The organism is Nonomuraea purpurea (assembly GCF_042650645.1).
Lineage (GTDB): Bacteria > Actinomycetota > Actinomycetes > Streptosporangiales > Streptosporangiaceae > Nonomuraea > Nonomuraea purpurea.
The window spans coordinates 118,344-130,587 of record NZ_JBHSBI010000034.1; the positions used below are offsets into that span (position 1 = coordinate 118,344).

The following is a 12,244-nucleotide window of genomic DNA, read 5'->3' on the forward strand; positions in this document are numbered from 1 at the left end:
GCTGCAGCGCGCCGCTTTGACTATCGGTGAATGCGCCTTCCCCGTGTCAAACCCGAGCACGCTCCGTACCAGCTCAGCGACGGCACCATCCGCCTCGGCGGTGCCTTGCACGGAATAGCGTCGGAGATCACGGATGTCGACGGCTGGGCGTGGGCCGCCTTGATGCTCATGAACGGCACTCGTTCCCCCACGGAGATCGCCTCCGGACTTCGCTCCAGCTTCCCCGCCCTGACCGCCGAGGACGCCGAAGACATCGTCGCGACCCTCCTGTCCTCCGGCCACGTGGAAGAGGCCGCCCCCGGCCCATGCCAAGAGCTGACCGAGCAGGAAAAGGAACGCCATAGCCGCAGCAGGGACTACTTCCGCTGGGTGGATCTCACCCCGCGTGACCACGGTTGGGAACCGCAGGTGCGGATCAAGGCTGCTCGAGTGCTGGTGCTCGGCCTGGGCGGGACTGGCAGCCACGCGGCCTGGTCGCTGGCCGCCGCAGGAGTGGGCCGGCTGCACCTGGTGGATCCCGACGTCGTCGAGTTGTCGAACCTCAACCGGCAGATGCTCTACACCGAAGCGGACATCGGCCGGCCCAAGACCGAAGTGGCGCTGGAGCGGCTGCGCCAGGTCAATTCCGGTGTCGAGATCACCGTGGAGAGGTCGACGGTCGCCAGTTCCGAGCAACTGGCAAGCCTGGTCGACGGTTTCGACGTCTTGGCGCTGTGCGCCGATCGGCCGCGCGAGCCGTCCGGCATCCAGACCTGGGCCAATCGCGCGTGCGCGAAGGCGGGGATCTCGTGGGTGAGCGGCGGGTACAACGGTCCTCTCGTCAGCGTGGGGGTTTTCGGCCCCGGCGGACCGTGTTATGCATGCGTACGCGCCGGAATCCCGCCGCAGCCCGGCGCCGACTACGCCTGGCCCGGTGTGACCGGCGCGTCCGCGGGGTTGTCCGGGCATCTGGTCGCGCACGATGTCCTGGCGCTTGTGACCGGGACCATGGCCACACCGCCGGGCTACTTTCACGGGGTGACGATGCTGGACCCGGACGGGCACGTGTACGCCCGTTATCCATCGAGGCCCCAGTGCGAAATCTGCTCTTGATGCTTGACCGAAGAGATCATACTGTCGCAGTTACCGTTCCCAACCCGATTGGTAAGGAGTGTCATGGGTAACACACCCTCCCAGGAACCACAGCAGGAGCGGAAGCCGCGTAAGAAGATCGTCGTTCGCAGGCTGGAAAAGATCGAGCCCACCGCGTCGACTCCCAGCGCAGGCGCCTCAAACTGATCTACGTGCGGGCAGGGCAACCTGCCCGCACCCCAGGAGGCGTGATGAATAACGTTCTGAGCCGCTTGCGGAACGTGCCCGCCAAGGCGATGAACGCGGCCGAGTACGGGGCCGACTTTGCCAGGGAGTTCGAACGCGCCAGCGGGGTCCTGTGGAAACTTGAACGTGCCCAGAATTTCGACGAGGGGGATCTGTCCAGCTACCTGGCGATGCTCGATGGCGACTGGAACCGCGCAATGGAATTGGCGGATCAGATGCGTCCCGGATTTCGTGCCGACAATCCCGACCTGATGGACTTCCGGCGGATCAGAGTAGTTGAGGAGCCGTTCTCTCAGTACGTCCGCTGGGAGCTCGCGTTGCTCTCCATGCGCGCCGATGAGGGCGAGAACAGCAGGGTGGTACCCGTCTCGGCGGTGCACCCGCACGAGGCCGAGGGCCCCGTGCCCGAGCTGGTGCTGTTCAACCCGGCCCTGCTCTACGAAGTGCTCTACGACGAGACTGGGAAGCACACCGGCGCACGCAAGATCACCGACCCTGAGGTCGTCGAGCCCTGTATACCGGTCCTGGCAGGCATCTTCGAGAAGGGCGAGGACCTGCGCACCTACTGCGCCAGGATGAGGGTGGCTTGACGGTCGCCTTCCACCGCCTCGGTGTCCGCCGCGATGGCGACGAGTGGATCGTCGGGCGGGTGGATTCGGGTGACTTCGTGGCCGTCCCCGAGGAAGGACTCCTGGCCATTCGCCTGCTGCAGCAGGGGATGGGCATCGAGCAGGTCCGTGTCCGCCTACTGGAGGAGACCGGCACCGACCTCGACCTGGACGACTTCGTCGCCGACCTGTCGGAAGCGGGTCTGGTGGCCGAGGTCGAGGGCCACCCCGTACCAAGCCCGCCGCAACTGCGGCCGACCTTCCCCTGGCTCCAGCCGCGGCACTTGCGCTGGGCGCTGCATCCCGCGCTGCACCTGGCACTGTCGGTCCCGATCGGGGCAGGAATCGCCTGCCTGGCCTTACGTCCCGCGATCTTCCCGAGCTGGGAAACGATCTTCTGGAGTGACCACGGCACCGTCGTACTGCTGACCTGGGCAGCGCTCGCGTGGCTGACGACCGGACTCCACGAACTGACTCATTTGGTCACCGCCCGGGCCGCCGGGGTGCCCGCGCGGATGAGCCTTGGTACGCGCCTGCAGTTCCTGGTGGCCCAGACCGATGTCTCGGGCATATGGCTGGCGCCGACACGGACCCGCGTCACCGTCTACCTGTCCGGTATAGCCGTCGACCTGGCGATCTGCGGCATGGCCCTGACCTGGGCGTTCATCGTGGGGCCGAACCCGCTCACCTCCTGGATCACGCTCATCCAGGCGCTACGCCTGGCCAATCAGCTCCTGGTGTTCATGCGTACCGACCTGTACTTTCTCCTGCAGGACGTCTCCGGCTGCCGGAACCTGTACGGAAACGGCGCTGCCTATGTGCGTGGCCTCCTGCGGGGCAGGCGAAACACGCTGGCCGTGCTACCGCCACGCGAGCGAGTCAGCGTACGCCTCTATGCGATGCTCCAGAGCGTTGGCACCCTCGCCTGCCTGGCATTCGCGGTGCTGGTGACGCTGCCGCTGGTGGTCACTTTGATCGCGCACTCGGTCCAGGACCTGCTAGGAGCGGAAGAACCGTGGGCGATGGCCGAGGCACTCGTGGTGCTCGCGCTCGTCATCATTCCGGATCTGCTGTGGGCCCGCGCGTGGTGGCGCAGACACGGACGGCGGGTCAGACAAGCGGTAGCGGCAGTGGGATCCGCGTTGCGAGCCCGATCTGAGATTAATGATCGTTATGAAATGCGATGAATTATCCGCACCTGCCCGCGTCTTTGCTGGTCGGTCACCGGCTGCTACGTCCGGAACGGCGTGTCGTGGACGTAGCCAACTGCTTCTCGACCTTGGCCAGGCATTCCGAGAGGTCCCGCGCAGCGACGCGCAGCTCGGCCAGCTTGCCGCCGGCACGACCGATATCGTCGGCGCCTCCTACGAGGATCTTCATGCCCGACCCTCAACCGAGCCTTCGACACATACCGAGTGTCCGCCTGACCTGATTTCGTCGATGAGAAGTAGCAGCACCCGTCGGGCCTAAGCGGATCTGCTTACCCCCAATAGGCTCAGGGCGCACAATCTGGGACGTTGTCCCGTAAACCCAGACGGCCTTCGTAGATTGCCACCTTGTGAGTGATCAGCTTGAGGCACTCGTCGAGTTCATGCATCTGGGTGAGCACACGTTCCCGATGTTCGCGCAACACCTCCAGCCGTTCCACCTCGTTGCCTTCGCCCGTCCTAACAAGCTCGGTGTAGCGCCGAATGTCGGTCAGGGGCATGCCGGAGGCTCGCAGCCGGATGCACACGCCCAGCCAGTCGACGTCACCCTCGTTGTAGACCCGGTGCCCTGCGGTGCCCCGCCGTACCGGCTGGGCCAGCAGCCCCTCCCGCTCGTAGAACCGGAGTGTGTGCACGCTGAGCCCGGTGCGTTCGGCGACCTGGCCGATGCTCAAACCCGACATGTGGCCCAGTTTGACCTAGAGTCGGCTCTAGATTCTACGGTTCCGAAGTATGAGATATCGCATCCTCGGCGGCACTGGTATCGAGGTCAGCACCCACTGCCTCGGCACCATGATGTTCGGCTCGGTCGGCAACCCCGACCACGATGACAGCATCCGCATCATCCACACCGCTCTCGACCACGGGATCAACTTCGTCGACACCGCCGACATGTACTCGGCGGGCGAGTCCGAGGAGATCGTGGGCAAGGCGCTGCAGGGCCGGCGAGACGAGGTGGTGCTGTCGACGAAGGTGCACTTCCAGATGGGGGAAGGGCCCAACCGAAGCGGCAACTCGCGGCGCTGGATCATGCGCGAGGTCGAGGCGAGTCTCAAGCGGCTGCGCACCGACTGGATCGACCTCTACCAGATCCACCGCCCCGACCACCGGACCGACATCGAGGAGACCCTCTCCGCACTGACCGATCTGGTACGGCAGGGCAAGATCCGGGCCTTCGGCAGCTCGGCCTTCCCGGCGCACGAGACGGTTGAGGCCTACCATGTGGCCCGGCAGCGCGGCTTGTACCGGTTCCGCACCGAGCAGCCGCCGTACAACATCCTGGCCCGCGGCATCGAGGGCGACGTCCTTCCCACGGCGCAGCGGCTCGGCATGGGCGTGCTCACCTACAGCCCGCTGGGCTGGGGGTTCCTGACCGGCCGTTACCGCAAGGGGCAGCAGGTCGACATGTCGCAGGGCCGCGCCGCGCACGCGCCGGAACGGTTCGACCCGTCTATCCCGGTCAACGCAGCCAAGTTGGAGATCGTCGAGGAGCTGGTGAAACTGGCGGACGAGCTCGGCTGCTCCCTGCCGGCGCTGGCCGTCGCCTTCGTCGCCTCACACCCGGCGGTCACCTCGGTCATCCTCGGCCCGCGCACGATGGAGCAGTTGGAGGGCTTGCTGAAGGGCGCCTCGCTGGTACTCGACGACACCGTGCTCAACCGGATCGACGAACTCGTGCCGCCCGGCACCAACGTCTACCACCCTGTCGGTCTCTGGAGCCCCGCGCCCCTGACCGACCCCGCATTGCGCCGCCGCCCGCTCGGCGACCGCGCCGCGAGCTGACCCAGAAAAGCTTCCGGTCCCGGGGAACTTCACGTGACATGATCCAGCCGGGACCGGCGGCTTACGCGGTGTGGGCCACGGCCGAGGCCAGAGCCTGCTCAATCGTGCGGGGGCCCACGCCGTACTACAGGGCCGATCGCGGCCACATGTGGTTGCCGTCGTGGTCGAGTCGTGTGCCCGCCTCGGCGGCTTCGTCGAGTAGCTCGACGGTGTTGTGGCGGTTGGGAGGGTGAACCACATCGCACTGCCTCTTGTCACGGGCTCAGTCCCCCTTCTGCTTGTCAACTGGTTCATCGTCGCCATGATCTTGGACGTGACTGCGCCTTTTTGTATGAGGGCGGCAACATAACGGAATGTGTTGGTGGGCTTTCAGAGGAAGAGATGACCGCGGCATCGGGAGTGATCGCTCTGGCGCTGCTTGTCCTCCAGATAGGGCTGATCGTCCTGGTGCGCCAACGCAACCGCGGATCGTAGCGGGGCCGCTTGCGTCCACTAATAGCCCAGCGACCAGCCCGTGAACTGGTGTTTCCCGTGCGACGTGCACATGCCGTCCACCTAACCGCTGCGACACTCTCCTGCGGTGCGGTTGGGCGGCACGGGGATCACGGTCTCGCCGGTGGTCAGCAGGCCGCGGACCAGGGCTCGAAAACGGAACCCGCAGATGAGAGGAAGGCGATTCGATCAAGTTCCATGGCTCCTGGCCTGCACGTACGGTGTCCGGGCGTGCGGCTTAGAACGGTGGGTCCTCGCTAAAGCCCTGAATCATCAGGGTCGGGGGATCGCCCCACACGCAGGTCGGTGACTCATCGAAGCACCAGTCGATGTGATGCCGGACCCATGGGCCGGTCTCCGTCTTCTGTAGTCGGCGCAGCACTGAATGAAGGCGGGTCAGGCTGAACTGGCGGACAACGATGACCCCGTGTGAGCGGAGAACCGGGTCGTCATCATTCAGGAGCCCACCAGCCACATCGACGAGGACGTCCTGCTGCAGATCTTCACCTCTGAACTCCCCGGGCTTCCAGGCCAGCCGGTACGCTGCCCGTCGACGCCGTTCGAGGTCATGGCACATCAATTCCGGCAGCAAATCGGCGAAGGTGAGCCTGCGCAGAATGCCGAGCGCCCCCAGGTCCGGTGGAGCGTACGACCTGGCGTGCCGCGCGATAGCGTCCGCGATCACCTCAGCATCGGCCAGCGGACGCCCGTGCCGGTGTCGTTGCCAGCGCAGCAAATCCCACAGCACAGCACGCACAGTGGGATGCGCGTCTGTGATCACGGCGTCGGTCAAGGCCGTCCAACCACTTTCGCTGACGACCGGCGACTGCAGCAGCGATTTCCCAGCACGAGCCCGACGCTCTGATGACGGGTCATCAGTGAGCACGGCGACCAGCTCGGCTTCCTCCAGCGGAAGTCGCTCGCCGAACCAGCCAACGTCGTAACCGGCGACCGCCTCGTCCAGCCACCGCTCATACCAGGCCAAGAAGTCGGCATCCTCGACTACGTAAGGGCCGAGTGGTCCTTCATGGTCGAGGTTGAACACCCGTCCGCGCGCCGACCCCGCCACGGTCAGCTGGGTGACGAGGGAACACCCGTGACCAGCGATCTCCAGCGTGCCTCGAAGGAAAGCGCGATCCGGACCCGGCGGATCCTCGTACCGCTCTTCCCAATCGTCGACGTAACGCGGACCGGGCAGGTACGGACTGGACTGAGCCAGGTGCCCCGACCGGTGACGCGCACAGCATGAAATGTCGAGACGGCTCAATCCGTAACCTGGACCGGCACCGCCGTCGCCCAACTCGGTGACGAACAACCGGTACTCCGCAGGGAGCGTCACCTCGTGCCGCTCCTCGAACTCGGTCACCACAGCCTCGGGGAGCGGCGGCCCGAGCTCGTACCCATGCGCCTCCACACCGAAAGCATCCGGCAGAACGGGCAGGGCACGCACCGCAACGAGTTTGTCGGCGATCCGACACAACCTGGTGTGATCGGCATGGAGCATCCGCTCAGTCTACGAACGGCTTCCCACAAGCCCTCTCCAGCCTGCTCAATCGCGTTCCCCGCGACTCCCTGCTGTTTTCCCACCCCATCGGGCACGCAACGCGCACGGCTGGCAGGCTCGTCACAAGGACATCCAGCAGTAGAGCAGATGATCATGTTCTCTCGCTCGACTCGCCAGACCGACAAGGTCCTTGGTGAGCGACACCATGTACCCGTCCTCATCAGCGGTGAAGTGGGAGAACTCCTTGATGGCTGCCCACTGCTCCGCCAGCATCGGCAGGCGGGCGTCGTCCACACTGGCGAGCATGTCACGAGCCTCCGCCGACAGTTCCATAATGCCGGGCCCTTCCAGGTACGGGGAGTCTTCGGGTAGGGCATCCCACTCCTCGTCGCTTCGTGGCGCACCCTCCGGAGGTGGATACAGCTCCACTGTCTCGACCAACTCCAGGGAATAGTCGACTTGGCCGGCGAACGCGACGAGCTGACCCAGGACCACTATGGGGTCGATCCATTTGGTCACCACCACATCGAACTCCGGAACTCCACGCGAGGCATCGGCGATCTCGCGGGAATGCTCAGGTTGGACGGTCGCCGCAGCACGGTCCGCAGCACGGTAGTACTCATAGAAGACACCCACGTCAGCACTCCTGTCCGGGGTCCACGGCGACATGGCCGCCTTGTGGCAGGCAGACACGCTAGGGCATGCGACTGACATTACGAGTAGGCACGACTCGCTTGAGGGCAGCCGGTGGCGGGCATCGAGTAAGCCCTCGGTCTACTGGTGGAAGGAAGTTATTCCGAGCGTGCACTATTCCTCGGTCTGGAGGGCCGCTTGTGCGACGTCCGTGAGCAGTGCGGCAACCCAGAGGAATACCTTGGGGTCACCAAGACCTGAGTCGGTGAGCCATTGAGCGGCCCGGCGCGCGTCCTGCTCGTCCTGGATTAGCCCCCGCGGTTGATGCCCTTAATGGCACGCTAATGGCACGAGTCGACGACCTGTACCTGGACTTCGGACCGGCCGAGGAGTTGCACGGTTGATCAGCCTGAACTCCACCGAACTGCATCAACAGCGGCCCAGGCGAAAGTGTCTCCGCTCGAATCTCAGGCAATGGCAGCGATGTCACCGTCATCGAAGTAGATCGACTGATGGAGCCGACCGCCGAGGGCAATGGCGTAGCGCGCGAGAACATCCTGCCCAGAGATCTTTCCCTGCTCAATCTGCGAGACGCGCCCTTTGGTGACCCCCATACGCTGCGCGATGTCCTTTTGGGTCAACCCGCGACCGCGACGGATCTCGGCGAGCCGGTGCCCCTGCACCTTAGCGAGGAGTTCCTGCTTGCCGGCTTCCACGGCTTCCTCACCACCGGCACGTTCGATGTACTCGGCACGAATGTCCTTCCAACGCACATATCCCGTCATGATCTACCCTCCTCCGCCTGACGTTCCTTCAGATAAGTCTCATAGCGCTGCTCAGCAAGCGGGATGGCCTGCCCATACCAGGCGTTCCACCGCCCTGCCTTGTCACCCGCGACCAGCAGAATGCTGGATCGCCACGGATCAAAAGCGAACAAGATGCGCACGGTACCCGGTCGAAGCTCCTTCAGGTTCTGGAGCCGCGACGCGATGATCGTGTCTACCAGTGGCCGCCCCAGACCTGGCCCTCCATCGGCCAGTGCGTCGATCGCTTGCACAACGCGCATGTGCGTCGCGTCGTCGAGTTGCTCGATCTATTCACGCACCTCATCAACGATGTAGACATCCCACTCTTCGGCGGCCACACGATGAAGTATAGCGAATGGTATACATCCGTAGAGGGCAGAACCAGCCGACATGGACGACCTCGGAGCGCAGGCCCGCCGAGAAGCGTCAGCGAAAGATGGCACGCAACCCCTCGGGGTGGGATCCCGGCAGGCAACAGAGCCGACGATTTTACAGCGCGTGACAGTTCCTATCGACTTCATGCTTCTGACCTGCGGTGCCATCTTGCCATGCCGCCACAACCAGCAAGATCATTACACGTATATTGCACGGTCCCCCCCGAACAGCCCGTGAGAGGCTGGGTCCTGTGGCTGAACGCTCTGAGCTGAGCTCTACGATCTGCTCATGAACGACTTGAGCCCGACAAGCGTAGAGCTGAGGACCGCCCGGCTGGTGCTTCGGCCCCCGACCGGAGCCGATATTGATGCGATCTTCGCGATTCACAAGGACCCCCAAACCAGCCTGCACAATCCATCCGACTCGCTTGCCCAGCTCGATGAGGCAGAACAGCTCTATCAACGCTGGAACAACCAATGGCAGAGCTGTGGATACGGGTATTGGGTCGTCCGACGCCACGATGGTGCCCAGCAACTGGGCTTCTGCGGAATTAAGCCTATGGAACTGCACGGTATGAAGGTCCTCAATCTCTTCTACCGCTTCGCCGTCTCAGCGTGGGGCCGTGGCTACGCCAGTGAGGCCGCGACCGCGGTCACCACCTGGGCAGCCAAATCCGTCCCCGACCTCCCGCTAATCGCCCGCGTCAGGCCAGCCAACGTCGCCTCCCAACGCGTGGCGGTCCATGCTGGCCTGTCCCGGGCCGAACACCTCGACGAAAGTGGAGAGGACGGCCTCGATTGGATCTACGCGGCGAACCTGCCGGGCCGAACAGATCAGCCACGAATCCCAGTGGGCCGGGGCTGAGGAACGAGGCCACGGACCGTCGATCGCCCCCGACCACGTATGGCGACCGGCCATGCAGTGGCGATAGTAGGGCTGCATCTGTGCGGCGGCGTGGTCGAGGCCCTGCGTGTCGAGCCGTGCTCGTCCACCTGCGAAGCAGAGGTCAGCCGGCCCAAAGGAGGTCGATAATGCGCAAGGCCCGGGTCTCCTCATCGAGAATGAACGTCATCATCCCTTGGCCGTTATCTCCGAAGAAGGCGTGTCTCACCGCGGACTGGCCGGGACGCTCCGCGACCGCGTCCCACGGATCGCGGAGGAGTTCAAGAAGACGCTCCAGCAGTGCTCCGTCGCGGACGTGCTCGGGAAGACCGTTCAGCTCGTAGAGGGCGCGTCCGTGGAAACCATCGAACTTGTAGCTCACACCCGGCCCTCCCACTCCGGCGGGGTGTAGCGAGTGAACATCTCCGTACGATTCTGGAGAGCATCCTGGACGGCTTCCTCGTAGCCCGGGCGGGCGTAAGCGATCGCACGCAGGCGCCACTGACGCAACAGCGTCTGCACCTGCTTGAAGCGTGCCAAGTCGTGCGCGGCCTCCAAAGCCTCGTCGTACTCCGCCCGGAACTGGGCACGGTGCAACGGCGGAAGCGTCTCGAAGATCGCGGCCGGATCCTCACCGGGATCACGGGGCGCAACGGGCTCCACAGGCTGAGCGGTCATACTGACCAACCTATCTCCCGAGCATGAAAGCGCGCCATCATGCTCTCACTCGCTCAGTCCCCCCGCTCACGGTAGGAGAAGACCAGATCTCCATTGGCCAGCGGACCGGTGGACCAACGCACCGAGCCTCCGTCATCGAGGGCTGACTCGCCAGGTTTCCGCTCAAGGCGGTGCACCTGCCCAGCTCTGAGGTCCTCGAGACCTCCGACAGACGGGCAACACCTTGGCGGCCCAACGCCGGTGCGTCCATCCGGGACCTCATGACGAGAAAGGGGCACGCCAGCACGCGCGCCGCGATCATCTACCAGCACTCCACCGACGAACGTCAGCGCGAGGGCCCAAGAAGCTCGACGACCTGGCACGCAGTGTCGCCGGCCAGCTTCATCACCCTGGCAAGCGACAGCGGTGAACGTCCGCCGCTTCGGACGACCCGAGCCGGACGTGCTGGAGGAGGTAGCCACCAGATCATCATGCCCCGCCCCGCCGGACAGTCAGATCGGTCATGCTCAACGTCACTGTGAAGAAGATCCCGTTCTCGCCCTACTCATGCAACTTAAGACTTGCTCGTCCCGCGTGTCACACCAGTCTGTCAGAGAGGGCTGCGCTCTCTTTTGGTGCGTGAGCGGTGCTGGCCTCGACCGGCCGGAGAGCCGCAGCGCGGCCAGCGACCGCCCGACGCGCGGCAGGCCGCCGACAGCGAGCTGCCCCTGAATCTCAGGGGATACTTCTCATGCGTTGATACAGCAGCGCATTGGCCTGGACGGATGGTAGAACCCTCGGTGTGGATGAGCGGCGGGATCGGTTGCAGGCGCTGGGTGAGCTGCTGCGGAGGCTGCGCCGGGATGCCGGTCTGACCGGTAAGGATCTCGCGCGGCTGGCCCAGGTGGCGCAGCCTACGATCTCTCGCATCGAGACTGGGCAGCTCCTTCCCACGCCTGACACGGTGGAGCGGTTAGTCACCGCGCTTGGCTTGGATGGTGCTGGGCGTGCCGAGTTGGACGCTCTTCTTGTACGGCTTCGCGAGGAGGTCTCTCGGCTGAAGGGTGGGCTCGCCGGTCGAGAGGCGGCGAATGCTGCGCGGCTGCGGTCAGGTCATCGGGTCGTGTGCTTCCAGTCGGCCATGATTCCGTCCCTTCTCCAGACGGCCGAGTACGCACGGTTGGCACTCGCGGTCGGGCGCGATGTCGAGGCTGACGATGTAGCGAAGGCGGCGGCTGTGCGGGTTGAGGCGCAGGCAGTGCTCTTCGACGGCGGTCGCGAGTTCTCGTTCCTTCTGACCGAAGGCGCTGTACGGACCTGGCCCGGTCCCCCGTCGTTGATGCTGGCGCAGCTCGACCGGTTGGGCCAGGTGGCCACGCTCTCCCACGTGAACCTCGGCGTCGTGCCGTGGGCCGTGCAGGTGCCGGCTTTTCCGTTGCACGGGTTCACGATCTACGACGACACCGTGAGCGTGGTCGAGAGCTTGACGGGTGATCTCACGCTGACCGATCCCGATGAGCTGGCCGCTCACGCCGCGACCTTCGAGGCGTTCGCTGGTGTGGCAGTGCAGGGGGACGAGCTGCGCGAATTGGTGCAATCCATCGCCAACGACTATCGCAAGCTGATGGAGCGGCTTGAGAAGTGACGCATTTATGCGTCGAATAGCTTGAGCTGCTTCTAGCATCACTCATACGCTGACGTCGTCTGATGTATAGCCCCCTAGACGACGGAGTTCCCTGATGTCGGCTTGGCGCTTCTCTCGCTACTTCCTCGGCTCCGCTCCCTCAGTCACGGAAGCCCGGCGCTTCATCACCGCGCTACTCCGTGACTGGCCGGCGGTCGACACGGCCGAGCTCATCGTCAGCGAACTGGCCACCAACGCGAGTGCGCCACGAGGCGCTCTGTTGTATCCCCGGTTGAGCCGGGAGGAACTGAAGGGAGGTTCCTGGGCCTGATGGCTTACCCGAATCTGAAAGGTGA

Annotated in this window: 14 protein-coding genes; 6 read left to right on the top strand and 8 right to left on the bottom strand. The window is 64.6% G+C overall.

Annotated features, from left to right (window positions below; all coding sequences use genetic code 11):
* Positions 1-30: 30 nt before the first annotated feature.
* The 3 genes from ACFOY2_RS45010 (at position 31) to ACFOY2_RS45020 (ending at position 3,112) form a co-directional block, all read left to right on the top strand.
* Positions 31-1,092, top strand: a complete 1,062-nt coding sequence (locus ACFOY2_RS45010) for a HesA/MoeB/ThiF family protein (RefSeq protein WP_379534285.1) — start codon at positions 31-33, stop codon at positions 1,090-1,092.
* Between the two features lie 230 nt (positions 1,093-1,322).
* On the top strand, positions 1,323-1,907 hold the full coding sequence (locus ACFOY2_RS45015; RefSeq protein ID WP_379534286.1) for a DUF6879 family protein: 585 nt from the start codon (positions 1,323-1,325) through the stop codon (positions 1,905-1,907).
* Positions 1,904-3,112, top strand: a complete 1,209-nt coding sequence (locus ACFOY2_RS45020; RefSeq protein ID WP_379534287.1) for a hypothetical protein — start codon at positions 1,904-1,906, stop codon at positions 3,110-3,112. The genes ACFOY2_RS45015 and ACFOY2_RS45020 overlap by 4 nt, the downstream gene beginning before the upstream one ends.
* A 34-nt stretch (positions 3,113-3,146) precedes the next feature.
* Here ACFOY2_RS45020 and ACFOY2_RS45025 read toward each other — a convergent pair whose 3' ends face one another.
* Both ACFOY2_RS45025 and ACFOY2_RS45030 read right to left on the bottom strand, forming a co-directional pair.
* On the bottom strand, positions 3,147-3,305 hold the full coding sequence (locus ACFOY2_RS45025; RefSeq protein ID WP_379534288.1) for a hypothetical protein: 159 nt from the start codon (positions 3,303-3,305) through the stop codon (positions 3,147-3,149).
* A gap of 115 nt (positions 3,306-3,420) precedes the next feature.
* Positions 3,421-3,816, bottom strand: a complete 396-nt coding sequence (locus ACFOY2_RS45030) for a MerR family transcriptional regulator (RefSeq protein ID WP_379534289.1) — start codon at positions 3,814-3,816, stop codon at positions 3,421-3,423.
* Between the two features lie 49 nt (positions 3,817-3,865).
* On the opposite strand from ACFOY2_RS45030, the gene ACFOY2_RS45035 reads away from it, so the two are divergent.
* Positions 3,866-4,915, top strand: coding sequence for an aldo/keto reductase (locus tag ACFOY2_RS45035; RefSeq protein WP_379534290.1), 1,050 nt, complete (start codon positions 3,866-3,868; stop codon positions 4,913-4,915).
* A gap of 730 nt (positions 4,916-5,645) precedes the next feature.
* Here the strand turns inward: ACFOY2_RS45035 and ACFOY2_RS45040 are convergent.
* From ACFOY2_RS45040 to ACFOY2_RS45055, 4 genes are all read right to left on the bottom strand, one after another.
* The gene (locus ACFOY2_RS45040; protein WP_379534291.1) at positions 5,646-6,911 is read right to left on the bottom strand and encodes a hypothetical protein; all 1,266 of its coding nucleotides are present in this window, start codon (positions 6,909-6,911) and stop codon (positions 5,646-5,648) included.
* Between the two features lie 120 nt (positions 6,912-7,031).
* A complete protein-coding gene (locus tag ACFOY2_RS45045) occupies positions 7,032-7,547 on the bottom strand; it encodes a hypothetical protein (protein ID WP_379534292.1) in 516 nt (171 codons plus the stop codon).
* Positions 7,548-8,011: 464 nt separating this feature from the next.
* On the bottom strand, positions 8,012-8,329 hold the full coding sequence (locus tag ACFOY2_RS45050) for a helix-turn-helix domain-containing protein (protein WP_379534293.1): 318 nt from the start codon (positions 8,327-8,329) through the stop codon (positions 8,012-8,014).
* The gene (locus ACFOY2_RS45055) at positions 8,326-8,637 is read right to left on the bottom strand and encodes a type II toxin-antitoxin system RelE/ParE family toxin (protein WP_379534301.1); all 312 of its coding nucleotides are present in this window, start codon (positions 8,635-8,637) and stop codon (positions 8,326-8,328) included. The genes ACFOY2_RS45050 and ACFOY2_RS45055 overlap by 4 nt, the downstream gene beginning before the upstream one ends.
* A 376-nt stretch (positions 8,638-9,013) precedes the next feature.
* Between ACFOY2_RS45055 and ACFOY2_RS45060 the strand changes: the two genes are divergently transcribed.
* Entirely contained in the window at positions 9,014-9,589 is a 576-nt protein-coding gene (locus tag ACFOY2_RS45060; RefSeq protein WP_379534294.1) for a GNAT family N-acetyltransferase, read from the top strand.
* Positions 9,590-9,731: 142 nt separating this feature from the next.
* Here the strand turns inward: ACFOY2_RS45060 and ACFOY2_RS45065 are convergent, their stop codons facing one another.
* Both ACFOY2_RS45065 and ACFOY2_RS45070 read right to left on the bottom strand, forming a co-directional pair.
* Positions 9,732-9,989, bottom strand: a complete 258-nt coding sequence (locus tag ACFOY2_RS45065; protein ID WP_379534295.1) for a hypothetical protein — start codon at positions 9,987-9,989, stop codon at positions 9,732-9,734.
* Positions 9,986-10,285 carry a DUF6247 family protein gene (locus tag ACFOY2_RS45070; RefSeq protein ID WP_379534296.1) on the bottom strand — a complete coding sequence of 100 codons (300 nt, stop codon included), beginning with the start codon at positions 10,283-10,285 and terminating at the stop codon, positions 9,986-9,988. The genes ACFOY2_RS45065 and ACFOY2_RS45070 overlap by 4 nt, the downstream gene beginning before the upstream one ends.
* Positions 10,286-11,066: 781 nt before the next feature.
* Here ACFOY2_RS45070 and ACFOY2_RS45075 point away from each other — a divergent pair.
* Positions 11,067-11,909, top strand: a complete 843-nt coding sequence (locus ACFOY2_RS45075; protein ID WP_379534297.1) for a helix-turn-helix domain-containing protein — start codon at positions 11,067-11,069, stop codon at positions 11,907-11,909.
* Positions 11,910-12,244: the final 335 nt, after the last annotated feature.